The sequence below is a fragment of the Bifidobacterium sp. LH_449 genome, from assembly GCF_056356755.1.
In genome coordinates, this window is sequence record NZ_JBKEUV010000006.1 from 1 (window position 1) to 20,768 (window position 20,768).

At 50.5% G+C, this 20,768-nt stretch carries 11 protein-coding genes and 1 rRNA gene; 2 read left to right on the plus strand and 10 right to left on the minus strand.

The annotated features are described in order from the left end of the window. The 3 genes from AC1AX7_RS05920 to AC1AX7_RS05930 form a co-directional block, all read right to left on the minus strand. A 16S ribosomal RNA gene (locus tag AC1AX7_RS05920) occupies nucleotides 1-125 on the minus strand; the annotation flags it as partial. A 551-nt stretch (nucleotides 126-676) separates the two neighbouring features. Then, the gene (locus AC1AX7_RS05925) at nucleotides 677-1,396 is read right to left on the minus strand and encodes an NUDIX hydrolase (protein ID WP_476509172.1); all 720 of its coding nucleotides are present in this window, start codon (nucleotides 1,394-1,396) and stop codon (nucleotides 677-679) included. Nucleotides 1,397-1,435: 39 nt separating this feature from the next. Then, a complete protein-coding gene (locus AC1AX7_RS05930; RefSeq protein WP_476509173.1) occupies nucleotides 1,436-3,031 on the minus strand; it encodes a hypothetical protein in 1,596 nt (531 codons plus the stop codon). 93 nt (nucleotides 3,032-3,124) lie between these two features. On the opposite strand from AC1AX7_RS05930, the gene rfbB reads away from it, so the two are divergent. Both rfbB and AC1AX7_RS05940 read left to right on the plus strand, forming a co-directional pair. After that, a complete protein-coding gene (rfbB, locus tag AC1AX7_RS05935) occupies nucleotides 3,125-4,195 on the plus strand; it encodes a dTDP-glucose 4,6-dehydratase (protein WP_476509174.1) in 1,071 nt (356 codons plus the stop codon). A 259-nt stretch (nucleotides 4,196-4,454) separates the two neighbouring features. Beyond that, entirely contained in the window at nucleotides 4,455-6,743 is a 2,289-nt protein-coding gene (locus AC1AX7_RS05940; RefSeq protein ID WP_476509175.1) for an LTA synthase family protein, read from the plus strand. A 112-nt stretch (nucleotides 6,744-6,855) separates the two neighbouring features. Here AC1AX7_RS05940 and glf read toward each other — a convergent pair whose 3' ends face one another. The 7 genes from glf to AC1AX7_RS05975 form a co-directional block, all read right to left on the minus strand. Then, a complete protein-coding gene (gene glf, locus AC1AX7_RS05945) occupies nucleotides 6,856-8,061 on the minus strand; it encodes a UDP-galactopyranose mutase (RefSeq protein ID WP_476509176.1) in 1,206 nt (401 codons plus the stop codon). Between the two features lie 61 nt (nucleotides 8,062-8,122). Further along, nucleotides 8,123-10,153, minus strand: coding sequence for a glycosyltransferase (locus AC1AX7_RS05950; protein WP_476509177.1), 2,031 nt, complete (start codon nucleotides 10,151-10,153; stop codon nucleotides 8,123-8,125). A 60-nt stretch (nucleotides 10,154-10,213) separates the two neighbouring features. Next, nucleotides 10,214-11,503, minus strand: coding sequence for an ABC transporter ATP-binding protein (locus tag AC1AX7_RS05955; RefSeq protein ID WP_476509178.1), 1,290 nt, complete (start codon nucleotides 11,501-11,503; stop codon nucleotides 10,214-10,216). Then, nucleotides 11,503-12,348, minus strand: coding sequence for an ABC transporter permease (locus AC1AX7_RS05960; protein ID WP_476509257.1), 846 nt, complete (start codon nucleotides 12,346-12,348; stop codon nucleotides 11,503-11,505). Before AC1AX7_RS05960 ends, AC1AX7_RS05955 begins: the two co-directional genes overlap by 1 nt. A 32-nt stretch (nucleotides 12,349-12,380) precedes the next feature. After that, nucleotides 12,381-13,673 (minus strand): polysaccharide pyruvyl transferase family protein, encoded by a 1,293-nt coding sequence (locus AC1AX7_RS05965; protein WP_476509179.1) that lies wholly within the window; start codon nucleotides 13,671-13,673, stop codon nucleotides 12,381-12,383. A 115-nt stretch (nucleotides 13,674-13,788) separates the two neighbouring features. Further along, a complete protein-coding gene (locus tag AC1AX7_RS05970; RefSeq protein WP_476509180.1) occupies nucleotides 13,789-15,660 on the minus strand; it encodes a glycosyltransferase family protein in 1,872 nt (623 codons plus the stop codon). A gap of 305 nt (nucleotides 15,661-15,965) precedes the next feature. Continuing rightward, complete coding sequence (locus AC1AX7_RS05975) at nucleotides 15,966-19,796, minus strand: glycosyl hydrolase 53 family protein (protein ID WP_476509181.1); 3,831 nt, start codon at nucleotides 19,794-19,796, stop codon at nucleotides 15,966-15,968. Between the last annotated feature and the right edge of the window lie 972 nt (nucleotides 19,797-20,768).

Below are 20,768 nucleotides of genomic sequence, written 5' to 3' on the forward strand. Positions count from 1 at the left end.
TCACGCATTACTCACCCGTTCGCCACTCTCACCGATCCAGCAAGCTGCATCGGATCCCGTTCGACTTGCATGTGTTAAGCACGCCGCCAGCGTTCATCCTGAGCCAGAATCGAACCCTCCACAAAAAAACTTCATGAAGAGCATCCGAATAGATGACTCCAAAAAATTAAGAAAAAGACGAGCACGTCCTATAAGGAAGGACGCCGCTCACAAAAACCCCGACCCCCATCAACGCCCCTCGGCGACTCCCCGAACACTCGGGAAGCGGGAATCGGACTGGCAATCATTGACTTGCATAAAGCATAAGTAGTACAGACACGCTCTTGAGTTCTCAAACCACCACCACACGCAACGAGACCGGCCGGCCGGAAGAACCCGACGCCGTACCGTGCGGCAGCAAGAGGTAAACTTACACCCCATCGGCCGAACGCGCAAACCAAAAGGCACGAAAGAACCCGGGACACGTTGAAAACACACGCATCCCACGGCGTGTCGCAACAGCGGCAAAATCATCTCCAACAAACCGTTATCCTGCGACTACACCGTCACTGTCAACACTACGCCGCATAACACCTATACATCAGCATTGCTCACCGTATTTCATCCCCAATGCCACCACAATTCATCTGCCCGTCATTTCAAAATTCCGAGTCATCGGTCGAAAAGCAGACATCCATTATCTAAGCTGACGGGCACCGTACACGCCCAAAGCCGCCAATGTAATTCCATCAGTGATTTCGCCGGACGCAATCATTTTCAAAACAATGCGCGAATCCACCCAAAATGCATTGCGCAATTCCCAATCATTGGCATCGTCAACACCAGCGACTCGCTCACAAAGTGCGTAGTCGTCAGCAGCAACATCATCAACCAGCATCATTGCGACAGCAATATCATCTCTCAGTACACCGGAATCAGCGTGCATGTGCTGCACAATATGCACGCAATCAGGCGAAACAGCAATCCCCACTTCTTCCCGCAATTCACGGATAGCCGTCTCAACCGCACGCTCCCCCGGCGCGCCCATTCCACGCGGCAGCTCCCAACACCACGCATTCAACGAAGCACGCCAATGGCGCGCCAACAAAAATTGCTCGGCTTCAACACTTCCAACATCGACCACGCCGCAGCAACGCCGCACAGCGAGACACACCGCACCTGTCTGCGCATTCCTCACCGAAGCAACATGCAACGTAAGTGCATCACCCGTAGCCCGCACACGAGCAGACAACGCTTCAACCTTGAAATCCGCGCCTCCCTGCTCCTGAAACACCGTACAAAAACCGTCAACCAGCAGCGGCGGCTCACCATCCGTAATAGCGATGGGAAAAACCGGAACATCATTCACATCATCAGCAATACCGCCAGCCGGACCGCCACCATTAACACTTTTCATATCCACCCCGCATCACTATTCCGCCACTGCACATGCCTACTACTGCAAATACACAACGGTTTTCGAACTGGAACGCACCGACAACAGCCATTGACCGATCTCGATGATATTGGGAACGATCGTGATGGATGCAGTCACCAAAACCACAATCTCCACCGGCATTTTTCCGGCAAAAATCGTCGCATCCAACCAAGCCGAAAGCACAGCCAACGCCGCAGCCAAGATAAAACCGAAGCCGACGCTCTTCAAATCATCTGACAAACCATGTTCCTCCGCAGCCTGCCCGATCGCATACGCCACAGCCTGCGTCCTGCGCCTGTTCAGATTTTTCTCGGTATTGACACCGCATCGACGCCACGAATCGATCACCGAACGGCATTGGTAGAGAAACACGGAAAATTGGGTGAATGTCATCTCTCCTAAAAGCTCCGTTGCCTTCCCCTCCAATCTCAGCGCCGCACCGCGCGACCTCTTGCCCACAAGATTGGCATATGTATTTGAGCCGACATTCACCGCGATTAATTGAGCTCCGATGTGATGAGCCAAGGTCTGCTGGTATACGAACTGATACCAGTCATGTAGCATCCTTTGCGAATACTCATGTTCACGATTATCCACAGAATACAAAGCCATCTTCGGCAGCCCGCTCTGCTCAATGCATTCGAACGCCTTAGAACGTTCCGGCTTCTTGGTAATCTCCCATAACGTCTTCCAAAACAATAAGCGATCTTCGTTGTCATGCGGAACTAGCGCAGCAGCGTCTTTTTCACAAGGGCATTTAAATCCATATCGTCTGCAAAGAAATACGGCATTTTCTATGGCATACTGTTTAAATCGCGTATTAAAGTCCACACACGAAGCCATCTTTTTCTGATTCTCATATCGGATCAGACCCCTACGCTCGGCGTCAATCCACTCCTGCCAACGGCGAGCAAGAAAACGATACCGGCATGCCGCATCAGCCGGGCAATCATTGCCTTCAGACAGGATGTCGGCCAACATTTGTGCAATAACATCGGCCTTCGATTCACGCCCATCATTGATTGCATCACATTGCTTCAACCTCATTGAAAAATCTTGACATTTCTCCGCGTACTGAAACGACATCTTCTCGGTTACCGTCACGTTCAGCGCACTATAAATCAGGGGACGTACGGTCGACTGATCGTCGGCAGCCTTGCACGCGGTGGCTAAATCCTTATTTTCCGATTTCTCGCGCAACGCTTTGACAGTCCTTGTCGTAAAGTCCACTAAACATTCTTCCAATGAATCCTGGCGTCCGGAGACGACGATTGCAGGACTATCCTTATATGACTGCCCCAACATGTCAATCACAGCTTTCGGGCCAAACGCCAAGAAAAATATGCCGTCAAATAATTGCGCATCTGTCAAAACGATTTGAGGAGACCACAGATATGCGGTTCGAAGAATACCCGCGAATTCGGAGGCCAGACGTGGAACCATATTCAAAATTTTTTCACCGATATGATGCGTGTCGTCTTCAAACCAAACATGCTGCGCTGCAGAATTCCTCGCAAGCACATCATTGTCCTCATCGATAATCTTGTCCCACAGACGACGCTGCTCCGTCGAATCGAAATTCGCAAACAACACCCTGTTGTTACCGTCTGACATCGCAACGTTCCTCCCCTTACGCCTCCTGAGCGCATACGTCCAGTGTAGACATTGCGGCCGCAAATTCCATGCAAGCTTTTACGATGCTGAATCATGACTTCTCAGGTTAGGCAAAGCGACGCGGCGCAGACGCCGCAGCATATTCTCGTCACCGGCGGCGCAGGATTCATCGGCAGCAATTTCGTGCATTGGGTTGTGCGGCATCATCCCGGCACACTGGTCACCGTTATTGATGCGCTCACCTATGCCGGCAAAAAGAGCAACATCACCGACGTTCTGGGAGAACAGGTCGATTTTGTGCACGGCGATATTTGTGATGCCGAGCTGGTCGACAAACTGGCCGGTGGAAAAGGCCAAGTCGGCAAATTCACCGCTCCGATTGACGCCATCGTACATTTCGCCGCCGAATCGCATAATGACAATTCCATTATGGACGCGACGCCTTTTCTACGTACCAACGTGAATGGCACTTACGTGCTGCTGGAAGCCGCCCGCAAATATGATATTCGATTCCACCACATTTCCACCGACGAAGTGTACGGCGATTTAACGTTGGATGATCCACACCGTTTTACCGAACACTCCCCATACCGACCATCCAGCCCATATTCCGCATCAAAAGCCGCCAGCGACCATCTAGTGCGCGCATGGCACCGCACATATGGAGTAAGGGCCACCATTTCCAACTGTTCCAACAATTACGGACCATACCAGCACGTGGAAAAATTTATTCCACGGCAGATCACGAACATCCTTTCCGGCATACGCCCGAAATTGTATGGCGATGGAAAAGCCGTACGCGATTGGATCAACGTGCAGGACCAATGCAGCGCCATCTGGGCGATTCTCGAACGTGGCGCTATCGGAGAGACCTATCTTATCGGCGCAAACGGCGAGCACAGCAACATTGATGTGCTGCGCATGATTCTGCAACAGATGGGGCAGCCGGAAGACGCATTCGATTGGGTGCATGACAGACCAGGCGCCGATCGCCGCTATGCGATTGATGCATCGAAGATTCGTGAACAGCTCGGATGGAGCCCCCAATATGATGACTTTTCGCGGGGACTCGACCAGACCATTGAATGGTATGCGGCACACCGTGAATGGTGGGAACCGGACAAACAGGCGACGGAAGAGAAGTATGCAAGGCAGGGGCACTGATTCCCTACTTTCATGGAGAATCGGCTGAACTTAACTTGGCGTTCTTTGATTCTTTAAAAATCACAGCCATCTCCATTTTCACTTGTTTGTCTGCAAAGAAAGACCTTTACAGACACGTCTAAAGGTTAACGGCGGATTATGTAAAACTTACGGCATGGTAAACACAACTGTCTTGCCCGTGTAATTAATATGCATCCGTATTTTTGTTTCGCATAAGATCACGCCCATTGCAGAGCAGGCCATTGAAAGTAGGGCAGAGATGCAGCAACACGATATTCGTCTGGCTTCAGATAAAAACGATTCCAACCAGACTAAGGGGAGGGACGACTCCCCTAGTGATGCACGTTTCGACGCTGCCGCAGCTCGTGCATTAAGCGTTAAAATCAACACCTTAGCCGTCGATGCCGCCAATGCGGACAGTTCATCAATCGAATCCACGACCGATACAACGACGCACGGTAATTCATCTCCGCAAAACGCATTGTATAAGATTAGGGACATCTCCACCCGCGTATGGCAAAAACGCTTGAAATTCTCCTACGTGCTCTATGTGATAGTTTTCGTGCTACTGACGGCAGCTTCGGTCATCGCCCTGCAATGGAGCGTATATAGCGAACCGGTATATGCCGATGACGCTGTTGTGGACGACACGACGCGTGCTTGGAACAGTGTAGCCGGACAAGTCACCAAATTTATATCGCAAATATGGTTGCAACACCAATATGTAGCGCTTCTGAATTTCCTTGTTTTGGGATTAATGTATTTAGTGCTCATTTTTTTGTTCAACCGGTTCTGGATTGCCACAGCAGTTTTCGGTACCACGATGGCGGTGTTTAGCGGCGCCAATTTCATTAAAGTACAATCACGCAACGAGCCGATCATTCCCGCTGACCTCAATTTTGTTTTCGGCGGTAATACCGGCGAACTTATGTCGTTCATACCGGAAGAATATGCGGACATGGTGCAGCAGGCCATCATGCTGCTCATTACACTTGTTATTGTCTGCATTATTTTGCAATTCGTCGACCGCCGTAACGGCATTTTTGTATTCCATTATCGACGCCCGTTCTTGCGTGCAAAAAATATCGCTGCTTTCGCCGGCCGCATTGCCGCGCTCATTGCCAGTGCTTCGTTGCTGTTTTCCTTTACTTGGAATCTCAATGTCAATGAATCTTGGGCTAAGCAGTTCGCGAATAGATTGGGTGATTCACCACAATTGTGGAATAGTTTGGGCGATGCAATGAACAATGGCCCGGCAATGAATTTTCTGCGTCTCGCCCATACGAAAATCATGGATAAGCCGGAAGACTACAGCCAAAACACCATGCAGGAATTGGCCGCAAAATACGCGGACATTGCCGGAACGATGAATCAAACTCGCGAATACAACCTTTCCGACAGCACGGTAATCCTGCTGCTTTCCGAAAGCTTTTCCGACCCGACGCGCGTTCCCGGCGTTACATATTCCGAAGATCCGATGCCGTTTATCCGGCAATTGAAAGAGCAGACGACCTCTGGATTGATGCTGTCTCCAGGTTATGGCGGCGGCACTGCGAACATCGAATATCAAGCGTTGACCGGCCTTAATGTGGCCACCTATGATGCTTCGCTGTCAATCGCATACCAACAGCTAGTACCAAAGCAGCAATGGACCCCGACATTCAATCAATTGTGGGATGACGAAAATGGGAATTCCAATTCGGTGGCATTCCATTCATTCAATCGTAATATGTATTTCCGTGACGTTAATTATAAGAAATTTGGATTTGCCAAGTTCTATGCAGCGGATGGCGACGACCAAATGACGAATCTAACTCCTTTGGATTCAGCGTGGTATGCGTCAGATCATTCCACATATGCCAACGTATTGGATTATGTACAGGACACAACTGACAACCAGTTCATTCAGGTCGTAACGATGCAAAATCACATGCCTTATAACGACTGGTATCGGAATAATCAGTTTCAGACAACGAACACATCGCAGGATTTAAGTGACTCGGAACGCATTTCCATTGATACTTACGCGAAAGGTGTGAATATAACCGATCAGGAGACCGCCGATTTCCTCGCTCAATTAGATGCCATAAATCGCCCCATTACCGTGATTTTTTATGGCGACCATTTGCCGGGTATTTATTCGACTGCGTCCAGCAATCCAGATAACACAACGGTTTTGCATGAGACGGACTATTTCATCTGGTCAAATAGTGCATCGCCGTCAAATGCCACAAAACTTGATGTCTCGAACACGGGATATACATCGTCGAATTATTTCATGGCCCAGGCTGCGGAACATATGAATGCAAAAGTGTCACCATACCTTGCGTTTTTGACGCAAATGCACGCCGCGCTTCCGGCTATGTCACTGTCATCATCAGGTGCGCTCGAGCAGGAAGCCACATACTTAGATTCTGAGGGGGAAATTATACCGACGAATGAGCTATCAGAGGAAGCGGCACAACTATTGCATGATTATCAGCTCATCCAATATGATCTCACCGCAGGAAAGAATTATTTGAAAGATACTGATTTCACTGGAATATAATTTGATAGCACAGAATCATGGCGTTACTCAATCAAACGGCTGACTGGCATTCTAGTACCAAAATGCCAGTCAGCCGCAACACTCAATGGAATGCATTTGCGTCCAATGAAACTTAGTCAGCTTGGGTGTCGGCACGCTTGCTCTTGAGCAGGGGTTCGACCTGCGCTTCGTATGCGGTCAGGGCCGCGTCGATCACGTTATGCATGTCGTAATACCTGTACGTGCCCAGGCGCCCGCCGAACACGGTGTTCGGCTCGGCCTCGGCCAGCGCGGCGTAACGCTCGTACAGGGCCTTGTCCGCGTCGGTGTTGACCGGATAGTACGGCTCGTCGTCGCGCGTGGCGAATCGGCTGTATTCCTCCCACACCACGGTGCGGTCCGGGTTCTGGGATCCGCGGCGCTCCGGGTTGAAGTTCTTGAATTCGATGGCGCGCGTGTACGGCACGTCCGCGTCCGCGAAATTCATAACCGGGCAGCCGAAATGATCGCCCTCGTCGTAGCGGACCTCCTTGAAGTCGACGGTACGCCACTTGAGTTCACCCAGTGAATAGTCGAAGTAGCGGTCGACCGGGCCCGTATATACGACCGGCACGCCGGCTGCGGCCAGGGCGGTCCTGTTATATGGCTGGGATTCGTCGAAGAAGTCCACGCCAAGCGACACTTCAATACGCGGGTCGTCGATCATGCGCTGCATCCAGGCGGTGTAGCCGTCGGTCGGCAGGCCTTCCCATGTGTCCTTGAAGTAGCGGTTGTCGTAATTGAATCGTACGGGCAGACGATTGATGATACCGGCCGGCAGTTCGCTCGGATCGGTCTGCCACTGCTTGCCGGTGTAGTTCTTGATAAACGCCTCATACAATGGGCGCCCGATCAGGGAGATGCCCTTATCGTTGAGATTCTGCGGATCGGTGCCCGCCAATTCGCCGGCCTGCTCGTCGATAAGCGCCTTCGCTTCGGCGGGCGTATAGTGCGCGCGGAAGAACTGGTTGATGGTGCCAAGATTGACCGGCAGCGGGTACACTTCGCCGTCATGCGTGGTGTAGACGCGGTGCACATAGTCGGTGAATGAGGTGAAGCGATTTACGTAGTCCCACACGCGCTTGTTGGACGTGTGGAACAGATGCGCGCCGTACTTGTGGATCTCGGCGCCGGTCTCTTCGTCGAAGTAGCTGTACGCGTTGCCGCCGATATGATCACGCACGTCGATGATGCGCACGTTGACGCCGAGATGTTCAACCGCCTGCTGTGCGACGGTCAGGCCGAACAGACCGGCGCCGACGACAACAAGATCCGGATACTCCACGGATTCCTTACTCATAATCTTCGCCTTCCTCTATGGAATGGTTATGTCGTATGGGGGAAAAATAGCCCCAGGTGTATTATTCTTGCGAAAAAATCTTCGTCCATGTCTTTAAGGACGCCATGTCGTAAGAACGATATCGCGCAGCAATCTGTTTCCACTGACGACTGATCTTATACGACAAACGAATGCCCTTAAGGATCTCCCTACGGAACAGGCGGTCGTTGCGTTTCACCCATGCCACGGAATCGCCATCAGGCCCAGTAACAAGCGCAGAATCAATGTTGTCGAATGCAAGCCACGTCCAAGCTGTGTCCTGCGCAGTAATGGCAATATCCGGCGCATCAGCATGAGACGCATCCACGTGCCCGAAAAAACTCCTACATGCATTATGCAAACCAATCTTGCGCCGCATCTTATCCGACAATGGATGAAACCGAGGAATAACAGCTTCGCGACGAGGATCTGGGAAATCGTCAAAGTTTCGCTTCGTCTGCGCATCCACAAACATGGAACGTAGTTCCCGCACCTCGCCAAGCTTTGTCGGCAAGCAATCAACGATGTATTGTGGACCACGCAAAATATCGTGCAACGCCAAATTGCGCAGCACCAATCCGGAATACATGAAACGCACGCCCAAACTGATATTGGACGCGAGGTGTTCCGTCACGATATGCTTGGCTATCATTTCGTCTCCAGTAATCAATGCCGCCAGCCAACGATTGCGATTCGTGAAATATTCCTCCCAAGTGCGGGCATTATCCTTGCCGTGCCATGCCTGGTGCCAGACGGCGACGCCCGGAAGACACACCGTAGGATATCCAGCTTTTTTGGCACGCAAACCATATTCCACATCGTCGAATTTGATGAACACAGGTAACGACAAGCCGATCTTCCGCATCACTTCAACTGGAATAAGACACATCCACCAGCCGTTGAAATCCTCATCGATGCGACGATGCAATTGCGGTGAATCACGCAATGGCTCCACCGCAAAGTCATGATTGTAATCAGAACCAGCAGAAGGATGCATCCATAACGTGGCGGGATCAACACGCTCACCCTGCGTATACAAAATCGTGCGGTTATCCAAATGCAACATACCTCCGCCTACCAGCGCAGGTTTATGCGTGTAATCCGCAAACTGCAGGGCACGGAGAATGGCCTCAGTTTCAGAAATCGCATCATCATCCAACAACAAGGTGTAGTCGCTCTTACCAGCCTGCACGGTCTCATACATACCGCGAGAGAAACCGCCGGACCCGCCCAAATTGCGTTGACGAATGTACGTCAATTGTGAGCCAAGATCGTCACTAACTTCAGCGAAACCATCCTGATTCCGCACCAAATCAGTTCCCTGATCAGTGCAATACACCGTATCCAAACGCTTCCGCAGCTCGGCAGCGCCACTAATCGCTCGCAGCTGGCGAAGGCAATAGCTAGGCCTGTTAAACGTGGCGATGGCAATTGACAACGTGGAAGTTTTCTTTACCCTACGTGCTTCCGAAGGCACTTTCCAAGCTGCATCCGTAATGACTAATGTGCCGTCTTCCGCCGATTCTGCGTCAAACCAAATGTAGCCGCCATCCATGAAGCCGACCATCAACACGTCCAGTGAAAGGTTTTCTGGTTCTGCGGAATCCACGACATATACGCCAGCAGGTGTAATGATTCCACGGCCGTCGCTCTTATATAGAAGAATTCGACCATGCCCCTGCACCTTAGCACAGAAACGCACGGTGCGTACATCTGTCCAACGCCTCCAATAACCAGCCGGGAACGCATTGAAATACGTGCACCACGAAGCTCGTCGTCCAGGTTTTACTTGCGCGGTCCGACGTCCGTTCATCACCACTGCATTCGTGCTCACCGCACCTGCTGCAGTACTCCTACGGATTAGCTGACTCGCTTGGGTTTGATTCAGCGTTTCAAATTTCACAGGCTTCGTATCAATGCGCGAATCCAACACCGTTTCCGGAACAATCGATGGAGTCCAATCCACCGCATACAACGGCGCGGTAAGTTCAGCATCGCAATCCGGGTATACGATGCGAACCACGTCTTCCCATGTATCTTCCACCACTAGTTCCTCCACGTTCACTCGGGTCATTGATTCAGCGCAATGCGAGGTATCACTTCACTAATCTAAAACAATGCCGTTTGCCCCATGTCAGTGTTCAACACATACTAACGAGCTATCAAGGGGCTGCATGGTCATTGCTCTATCGCTCAATAGGGCATATTCCGTATTCCTGCTGTCACGAATCACGAAATCACATGCATTTTCGTCCAATGCCACTGCGACCGCGTCAGTAATGTTCGGACGAGTAGTGCTCGGAATTCGAAGCGAAGCAATCAGACGGAATTCACCGTTATTGAACAGTGATAGCGGCATAGCAAAACGAACCGTATGATGCCCGTGCTTCAGCATTTTCATCACTTTACATCCCGTATCGTACGTGATGCCGCCGCGTCGAATATCATGCAAAGCGACAGCCAAATAGAAATCACCCGGCTCGTCATATTGGTATTCCACATCAAAAATGAACGTGTCATCGCTTGTGCAAATCTTTGAAGAAACCGCCGTGGTCTTCAAAATCGGACAGCGCTCATTCAGGCCATTGGCATAGCCGCCGCGCTCTTCACGACGTTTCTTCTCGTCTTTTTTCTCTGCTTCCAGATTAGCCAGAGTGTACTGTTGGGACACGGTTTCCGGATCGCCAATCGCCTCCACTCTGCCATCGGCAATCATCATAGCGCGCGAGCAATAACGCTTCACGGAATTCATGTCATGGGTAACCAGAATCACGGTCTTACTGGGATCCGACTTGATCTCCGTGAAGAAATCATCGCACTTACGTTGAAATGCCTCATCACCCACTGCAAGGACTTCATCAAGTACGAGAATGTCTCCCTGAGCTTTAATGGCCACAGAGAAAGCCAGCCTCACTTGCATGCCGGAAGAATAATTCTTCAGCTTCTGGTCCATGAATTCATCGAGCTCGGCAAATTCGACGATGTCGTCATACATATCATCGATTTCTTCGCGGGTAAAACCAAGCAACGCACCGTTCAAATACACATTCTCACGACCGGTAAGTTCTGGATTAAAGCCGACACCCAATTCAATAAAAGGCACAAGCTTGCCTTTAACTGAAATATCTCCGGATTCCGGATAATAGATTTGAGAAATCAACTTCAGCAATGTGGATTTTCCGCCGCCATTGCGTCCAACGATGCCGAAGAATTCGCCTTGATGCACTTCAAAGCTAACGTCTTTAAGGACTTCTTGCTTCTTATACCCTTTGATACCGCGGGTCCAATTAACGAAGGACTGTTTCAGACCGGTGGTCTGTTCGGTGGGCAATTTGAAGCTTTTGGATATATGGGAAGCGGAAAGGACAACGGGACGTTGTGAATAATCCGTCTTCTGTACTGAATCATAATCAGATTGAACCATTACATTACCTCTGCAAATTTGCGGCTATGACGGCGGAACAGCGAGATGCCCAGCCACAGCAAAACCACGGTAAGCAAAATCGGTAGCAAACGCAGCCCCCAATTATTGAACTGATTCCATATTGTGGGTTGGGTCGCCGGAGCAATGAAGTTGTGTCGAATATCCTGGATTGCCTGCGCGATAGGATTCAACAGCTCCATTCTGGCCAGATCGGCAAGCAAACCTCCGCGATCAGTGACATAAGACAGCGGGTAAATGATCGGCATGGCATAAAAAACAAGCTGCTGCAGCACTTCCCAAATGTGCGCGATATCACGGAAATAGACATACATGGTAGACATGAGAAGCGTCAACGCCAAAGTTATGGCGTATAGTTCCGCAATATTCAATGGAAGAAGAACCACTCGCCAAGTAAATTCAACATGAGCGAAAAATGCGAACACCAACACAACGCACAAGTTGATGGCGTAGCTGATCATTGCACCGACAGTAGCGGAAACCACCACAATATAGTTCGGAAAATGGATTTTACGAAGCAGGTCGCCTCTGTCTACGACTGCTCGAAGCCCCACATTCGTCGATTCCGTCACGAACTGCCACGAGCAAATACCAAGAAGAAGAACGACCGGGTAGGTCGATGTACCGTCGGACATGCGCAAAAACTTGCCGAAAACAATGTACATGACGCAGAACATCATCAACGGTTTCAAGACCGACCATGCAATTCCGAGGAACGAACCTTGGTAACGCAAGCGGAAGTCCGTTTTCACCAAGCCCCGCAAAACCACCCATGCATAACCATAGCGGGACCGCATTCTCTGTATAAAATTCGTCACGCACCACATCATATCAGCGATGCCGAATAGGCAAACAGTGACTATGAAATTGGCGTGAAACCATAAAGAATGCTTGCAGATTCCCTAATTTGATCCGCGTATCGATGCGGCAACGCCATGTCAGTAAAACCAGCACCCGGCTGAGGAACGGGACGACCGATCTGACTCTGTGTCCAGTGCGAGCCCATGCGTTGGACCGCATCATGTTTCGTGCCATAGTAGTTTTTGTTGACTACAATATACGATCCTTCGCAGCCACGCGCTGCAGCAAGAATATGAGGATGATAACGAGTAGTCAGCCACCTTTGTCCAGGTCGTGCCGGGAATCCCTGCTCCAAAAGGTCAGCCGCTGGGAATAAACGAGTTTTGTACCCTGCCGATTCCAATACCTTGAGAATCGGAAAATCCGTATAGGGAACACACTCAACTACGCCGATTGTGGCTTGGAAATCAACATCCCATGCAATCAGAACCTCTAAAACATGACGATATAAAACATCAACATCGTCTACCAGATCCGTCTGAATACATACCATGACATCCGGCAAGTCCCCCTCAGCGGAATAGCAATTCGTCAGACCATTGACGAAGCAATCATCGGGCCCCAACCGCACATTACCCGAGCCTTTAAGCAGACTTTGCGAAACTTCATCTCGCACAACAACCGCATCGAACTTACTCACCCTGCTTTGAGCGTACTCCAACGTCCCATCTTCATCATAAAGAGGAGCCAATCCCGCTCCGGTGGCAATGAGGGGAATGTGCCTTTCCTGCTCGGCACACCAGAAAGCAAGCTCCAATCGAGTTAAGGTGGTGAACCAATTCCCATTCATGTATCCACCACCAAGATAATGCACTGCACGCACGTCCCGATGCAGCAAACGGATGCCCGATGAATATCGCGCAGCAATGCCTTCATCGTTCAATGCAGAATGAATGTATTTTGCTGATCGAGACATCGCATGTACATCCTGCTCGGCATATACGTTCTCCACCGTCAACCGATACAACGTATCGACTACCGATACATGCGGATGTTCTTTTCTCAATAGACAGGTTGCAGGACCTGGGCGTGCGCAATCCATAATCACCGGTATGTCCGGATGCGTAGCAGCCAAATACCGTAACCATTCTCGAGCTATCAGTTCATCTCCAAAATTAGGATATCCAGCTTCACAAACCAGATAAAAAGCACGCTGATCAATAGTCCCGTAAGACAGGGAATCAAGCTCTGCACGAATCCCATGCAATTGATTATCCAAATATCCCATACTTCTATGAAAGGAGCGAGCCGATACAGGGAAAATCTTCCTTGCCAGATCTTTGATCGTCATCCGAATACCATTTCTTTCCGCGCAAAAGCACATGATGCGGGGCTTGTCAACGATGGCAAACCTCGCATCACAATATTATGCAACACGAATTCCTATTGGTCACACAAAGCTGCGTCTAATCCATCTTCAGATAGTTTTTCCAGAAAGACAACGACGTCAGTGTACTACGCGCCGCCCTATATTCCTTACGCAGCCTCTCAATATTGGCCTTGTAATACTTCATATCCTTCTCGTAACGCTTCTTTATAGCAGCATAGCGTTTCGGATCCTTAGTGCGGATTGTTCCCTTGCGGTTGTACCAATCAATGATGACGAGCTTCTTTTTGCCACGAATCACACCCGCTGGATACACCCATCCCTGCATCGGGATAATCGCATAGCCTTCACCGCTGGTCTTGACATAGCGCTGCCCATTATCAGTAATCAAATCAGTCAAACGTTCAAACTTAGTACGAGGCTTATCTCCGTCAACAAGCTGACGATCAACCTTCGTAATGTCAAATCCGGCAAGGTCCGGGTCAGCCGACGCCCGACGCTGCAACTCATCGAAATCGACCAGCTTTTCCTTATTTCGATTAGCCGCCATAAAGCTCTTCTCAGCTTGACCGGGAGTTCCGATGAACTTCGGTCCTTTCAGGAAATCTTCAAAAGCGTCCAGACATAATTCCGCATTCTCATAACCGAACTTCTTCAACTCAAGACGGATGTTGTTGCGCATCTCATACATGAAGTCGGCCTTCGGAGCCATGCCGCACGTCGCTTGGGCGATCATCGTGTTACGTGTCGTTTGGTATCGTTCGACAGCCGCATTGTAACGTTCGTGGAACGACATGTGCCACACGCACAAGCTATTCATCGTGATAAAACCAGTCTTGCAACGAATGCCATACTCGGCATCATCGCAACGGACGAACACAGGCAAAGGCAGACCGTTCTTCTCAATAACGGAAATCGGAATGCAGCAGTACCACCAAGCAGCATACATATTGCTTCGCTGCCATTCATTCGGCGTGTACAGCTCGTTGTATACGAGATCGTTGAACAAGGTCATACGCATCGGCGGCTTACAGCCAGCAAATGTCCCCTGCGGGGTCATGTTGCCGATGTCTTCCCATTGATCTTCTCCAATCTCATAGTTCAACATGGCGCCACTAATCATACGCTCCGAATATTCATCTTTAAGAATACGAAGCAAATTGTAGGTGCGCTTAATGCTCTCCGGGGACACCGCCACGTCATCATCCATGAGCAGGATGTTCGTGGCCTTCGGCGTCTGTTCCATAGCGGTAATCATGCCGCGGGTAAAACCGCCAGCACCACCGACATTATCATTAGGAACGACTGTAATGCGTTCGCCGCTCAGTTTCTCAGCGTCCAAAGTACGCCCGTTATCCATGACATACATATGGAAGTGGTCAGCGATGTCATCGTTCGAATTAACGATCTGCTCTCGGACTAGTCGAATATTGTTCTCGATAAACGTCTCTTTCTTGAACGTGGTAGTGGAAAGCACCAATTCGACATCTTGGAATTCACCATCAACGTCTAAAGAGTAATAGCTATTACGAATATCAACCCGTCCCTGCGTTTCAATCGTAAAGCCCGTCAGTACCATCTGATCGGTCACAATCAGGGGAATATCAACGACCCGCCAATCCTCGGAAGATTCGAACTGCCGCCTGCTGTTTTCGACAACGATGGGATGAGCAGCAAAAGCATCACCCATGGTCTGGTGAAATATGCAGGATGCACCACGCGTCTCCAAATGCAAGACAAACCCTACAGTTTTTGTATATTTACGCAATTTAGCAACCGACAAGGCGTTGAAGTACGTTGTAAAATCAAAAGTTCCCGCGTTCAACATCGTCCAAGTCTGCGCCGCATCATCAAACACGACCGGATAATCCGAACGACAATACAAAGCAGGATAACTCACCGAACGAGGATTCGTTTCCAATAACACGTTGGCAAATTTCACGACAGGCATACATACACCTCTAAACTCAATTACTCCAGAAAGACCGGGACTACAGAAGCAACGATAATAGGTTACCCTACCCAGCCTATTTTATTCGTAGTCAATACCAGCAAACCAGTCGGCCATTAATTATTTCGAATACTATGAAAGAGCATTATATAAACGGTCGACAACAAAACAATCGTTTCAACACATGATCCATGTCCGAATATGGCAACGCCGGTGATGTGCTGGCCGATTCTTCGAATCGGCCAGCACATCACCGGCGCATATCCAGCCTAGCGTCATTCCGGCACTACAGCTATCAAATCGTGTTAGCTATTCAAACGCTCTGCTCTGATAGACAGACGATACAAGAAAGCCGCCATGTCGCAACGGTTAATTGACGTATCAGGACCATATCTGCCGTCATCATAACCAGTGGAGATTCCTTGAGCACCGAGCCACCAAACATCATCAGCGTGCGCGGTTGTTGCCGCAACGTCGATAAAATGTGCTTTCGCTGCATCAGTGGGTTTCCAATCTTTAGATCCGCCATCCGTCAGATAGTCATAAAGGCGTCGCAGGAACGCAGCCATGTCGGCTCGCGTCACCTCGTCGTCCGGACGATACGTGCCATCGGCATAGCCAGTGGAAACGCCCGTAGACCCCATCCACATAATCTCCTTGGCGAACGGAGTGCTATTCTCATCGACGTCGCTGAACCGCGCCTTGTCCTCGTCCGTAGGCGTGTAGTCCGGGGAACCAGCCAAACGGTACATGAACGCAGCCATCTGCCAACGCGTCACATTACCGAAAGGCTGGAAGGTACCATCGTCGTAGCCAGTCGTGATACCGGCAGAAGCAAGCCACCACACTTCGGTGTTGTGAGGGGTGCCCGCATCTACATCCGAAAAACGCATACGGTCATTATTCGTCGGCGAGTAGCTCGGAAGGTTAGTTAGGCGGTACAGGAACGCGGCCATGTCGGCTCGTGTCACCAGATTGTACGGGGCAAAAGTACCATCATCAAAACCGGTCGAGACGCCTTTCGCAGCAAGCCACCAAATATCCTGTGCATGTGGGGTGGTGCGTTTCACATCGCTAAATACCTTCTTCTGAACAGCAGTGGGCTCCCATGAAGATGACGCCTTGTCGAAACTTAGATTTGACAGGCGTCGCAGGAACGCAGCCATGTCGGCTCGCGTCACCTCGTCGTCCGGACGATACGTGCCATCGGCATAGCCAGTGGAAACGCCCGTAGACCCCATCCACATAATCTCCTTGGCGAACGGAGTGCTATTCTCATCGACGTCGCTGAACCGCGCCTTGTCCTCGTCCGTAGGCGTGTAGTCCGGGGAACCAGCCAAACGGTACATGAACGCAGCCATCTGCCAACGCGTCACATTACCGAAAGGCTGGAAGGTACCATCGTCGTAGCCAGTCGTGATACCGGCAGAAGCAAGCCACCGAATCTCTGTGGCATGCGGTGTCTGTGCTGTCACATCACTAAAGGCAGGCTTGGTACCGCCAACAACTTGTTCGAATGCCTTGAGTGACTGAAGTGGATAGCCTCGGGAATCGAACAATGCCTGATTATCCCAGCCACTTCCACCCCACTGGTCATATTCAGTAGTAGTCAGGTCTATACTCTTAGCGTATGAGCTTGCCCAACCAGTGGCATGGTCGTTTGCATAGGTCTTATTAACCTGCCAATGATTGTTTCCAGGCACAACGCCAATCCAAGCAGGTTCCCACCAGAACGCGCCAAGTCCCTTACTTCCCGCCGCGGTGACGGTCTGAAGCGTGTCATGGATGACGTCCGCTTGACCTTGTGGCGACAAATCATATGGATACTGGTTCTTATCAGCATCCGGACCACCAACATTATTCGCTTGTCCGTCACTGTCTTTCTCAGTATAGGGGTAGCTAAACTCGACAACTGCAAATTCCTTGCCGAACTCCTCAGTCACCACCTTCTCGCACTTGGCAAGCGCGCCCATGGGATCCTTCATGGCATCCGTAGAGTCGCTTCCCGAACTCCAGAACGGGTAGTAGGTCATGCCGAATACATCGTAATCAAGGTCATACTTCCGGAACTGTGCGAGTGCCGATCTGAGTGTCCCTGAATCCGTATACATAAAATGCGCGGCAACCTTGGCAGAGGGCATCGATTCACGGATAGCGCGAGCCCCTTCATTCATAAGCGCAACGACCTTAGGCCAGTTAGAATCCTGCGCGTAAGACTGACCATGATCGCCGAGCGTCACACCCAACAAGCCGGAATTAGACTCATTGCCGATCTGCACCATGCCAAGTTCCACGCCAGCTTGTTTCATGGTGTTCATGACATTCTTGGTGTAGGAATACATATCTTTCTTGAGCTGCTCGTAGCTATGCCCATTCCAAGCCTTAGGTATACGCCAAGATGAAGCGTTGAAATCGTTGTAATGCAGATCGAGAAGAACCTTCTGCCCGTTATCGGTAGCTTCTCGAGCCATCTGCGTAACAATCGGCAAATCACAGACACCACTGCCATAAGCATGTCCTTCAGAATCATATGGATCAACATACAAACGCAGTCGTACCCAATTAATCCCATGATCCTTAAGAATCTTGAATAGGGACTCTTCCTGTCCGTCATCATTCTTGAAACGCACACCCACGTTATACAACGCCTGATAGCTGGATACATCAGCACCACGAATCGTATCTGCGGTCACCGTCTGTACAGGCTGAATAGATGCAGGCAACTTGGTAGCTCCTGTATCAGCGCCAGTAGCATAGGGATCGCCAGACTCGGGTATCAAATCAGTGTCGGAGGAATTGACGGCAGCAAGTTGGCCGAACATCTTCAACGACTGAAGCGGCTGGCCAAGGTCGTCAAACAACGCCATCTGATCCTGGTTGTTATTGTTGGCGTACTGCGCATTGGCCGAATAATCGCTGGCGGCTTTGGTGATCCAACCAGTGCCATACTTATTCGAGGCTATGTCATTCTCTGTCCAATACCAGGAGCCAGCCTTGACAGCAATCCAAGCGGCGTCACCATAAAAAACGCCTGCTCCATCATTGTTGCCTTCGGCAACGATGGCTTTAAACACACGACGCACGTAAGAGGCCTGCCCCTGAGGACTCACCTCGAGGCCCTGCTTGACAAGATCATCGGCACTGGAGTCACCAAGATAGCCGTCGGAATCATATGGAGTGAACGGGTACAACAGACCAAGTACAAGAAGCTTCTTACCATACTGCTCACTGACAATCTGACGTGACTGAGCAAGATCATCCAAACTGTCATACACTGGATAAACGCGAGTACCAATTGCGTCATAGTCAACATCGTAGTACTTCATCATGTCGAGATAAGTGGTAATCCATGCTGGCGTAACGTTAGCAAAGCCAAGCACAATCTCAGCCTGTGGAGCGCTTGCACGGACCTGAGCAACGCCCGCTTTCATAAGGGTCGCGATGTTCTGCCAATCCGACTGTCCCAAGAAAGTGTCCTGAATCTCATTGCCGAGCGTAATCATGTCAGGAACAGCTCCGGCCTCTTCAAAACGAGCAATGCTGTCCTTAAGATAAGTGGGCACTTGAATTTTAAGGGGTTCGACATCAGCACTCCAGTTTTTGGGAAGAAGCTGCTCAGCCTTGGAAGTATGAAAGTCAGAGAACAAGAACTGGGCATTCACTTTAAGACCCGCCTGCTTAGCGAGCACCGCGGTCTGGACAGCATGGTCAAGAGTAGGAGCACCCCCGCCATAGCTATTACCGTTCCCGTCCGTCGGATCTACCGCGATCTTAAGCATAACGGAATTGACGCCGGATTCTTTGAGCAGCTGCATAAAACCGGCATCGTCAACGGTGTTACCATCAAAATCCCTGTAAGTGACTCCCGCTTCACGTTCAGCCTGGTAACTGGTGAGGTCTACGCCACGAATCGTGCCGTCTCCTACGGATGATGCACCCGCGACAAAAGACGACAACTTAGATGCCCCTGTGTCAGACCCGTCCTGATACGCTTGCTCCACGGAGGTATCAGTCTGCTCCGCCCAACCTGTTGCAGGCGCGACAACCGACATGCTGCAAGCGGCAAACACTGCCACCGCAACGACCATTCCTTTCACTTTTTTTACAACAGAGAATCGTTTTCGCTCCCCTAGCATGTTTTCTCCTCTCCCTGTTCTTTGAATAGATGAGGCATTTGATAACGACAATCAGCACGAACGGCACCACGAATCAGCTGTACTGGCACCACCGGCACCTCCTATTCATCCCTGCAGATGCGTAAAACTCACACACCAACGCAGAAACATCCCCACAGTCTCCTCGCTGCTCACATCGGCAACAACAACGCCAACATCAAAGAGCTAGCTTCAGAAGTATATCTCTACTATCCTACAACCAGCAAAAAGAATAAATTTCTGGCTGATACCTGACATCACGGAGCGGAGGTGGGGGTACATGGATTGCAATCTATAAGAATTAGACGCTTCTTCAGATAAAGACAACATTCGCCGATAGCGCTCGAAAAGTTGCGCGCTTTGGGTTGACGTCCGGACGGGAAGAGGCATGATCCGCCACCGCTGTACGGTTTCATCCACCAAAACAAGGACCGATGCAAAGGGGGCGGCGGATCATGCCCGACCGGGTTCCGCAGGTCGACGAGGACACGCTCAAGACGAAACCCGGCGGGCTCATCTCGCGGAAGGCCGAACGGGTCCCCAGCCGGATGCTCGATGCCGAGGCCGACGGGATCGGCTGCGTCTCGCCTGCGCGAGGGGCATGGGCGAGGCCGCGCCCCATCGACGCGTTCCCGGACGGGGAAGCACGTTGACGTCGTCTGCACGCGTGACCGCCACGTCACCTCGAACGGGTGGGTGGACTGTCGCCATCTCGATATGCCCCGGCTCGCTGGCATCATGCGGTCAACAAATTGAGATCGTCGCCGATGGCGGAGCACAACCGAACGCGCGCAAGATTTCAGGGCGCGACCCATTCACCTCCGACTTAGATAAAATGGACATTTTTAATCATTATTATTCGGAAAAACTTTACTAAGGAAATATATTCAAGCAACACCAATACTACAACTACAACAAAAGTTGAACAAAATCAAAATATACGAAATACTGCAT

Coding starts and splice junctions, on each gene's coding strand:
- rfbB (WP_476509174.1), top strand. CDS start 3,125: ATGACTTCTCAGGTTAGGCAAAGCGACGCGGCGCAGACGCCGCAGCAT.
- AC1AX7_RS05930 (WP_476509173.1), bottom strand. CDS start 3,031: ATGTCAGACGGTAACAACAGGGTGTTGTTTGCGAATTTCGATTCGACG.
- AC1AX7_RS05950 (WP_476509177.1), bottom strand. CDS start 10,153: ATGACCCGAGTGAACGTGGAGGAACTAGTGGTGGAAGATACATGGGAA.
- AC1AX7_RS05970 (WP_476509180.1), bottom strand. CDS start 15,660: ATGCCTGTCGTGAAATTTGCCAACGTGTTATTGGAAACGAATCCTCGT.
- glf (WP_476509176.1), bottom strand. CDS start 8,061: ATGAGTAAGGAATCCGTGGAGTATCCGGATCTTGTTGTCGTCGGCGCC.
- AC1AX7_RS05955 (WP_476509178.1), bottom strand. CDS start 11,503: ATGGTTCAATCTGATTATGATTCAGTACAGAAGACGGATTATTCACAA.
- AC1AX7_RS05960 (WP_476509257.1), bottom strand. CDS start 12,348: ATGTGGTGCGTGACGAATTTTATACAGAGAATGCGGTCCCGCTATGGT.
- AC1AX7_RS05940 (WP_476509175.1), top strand. CDS start 4,455: ATGCAGCAACACGATATTCGTCTGGCTTCAGATAAAAACGATTCCAAC.
- AC1AX7_RS05965 (WP_476509179.1), bottom strand. CDS start 13,673: ATGACGATCAAAGATCTGGCAAGGAAGATTTTCCCTGTATCGGCTCGC.
- AC1AX7_RS05975 (WP_476509181.1), bottom strand. CDS start 19,796: ATGCTAGGGGAGCGAAAACGATTCTCTGTTGTAAAAAAAGTGAAAGGA.
- AC1AX7_RS05925 (WP_476509172.1), bottom strand. CDS start 1,396: ATGAAAAGTGTTAATGGTGGCGGTCCGGCTGGCGGTATTGCTGATGAT.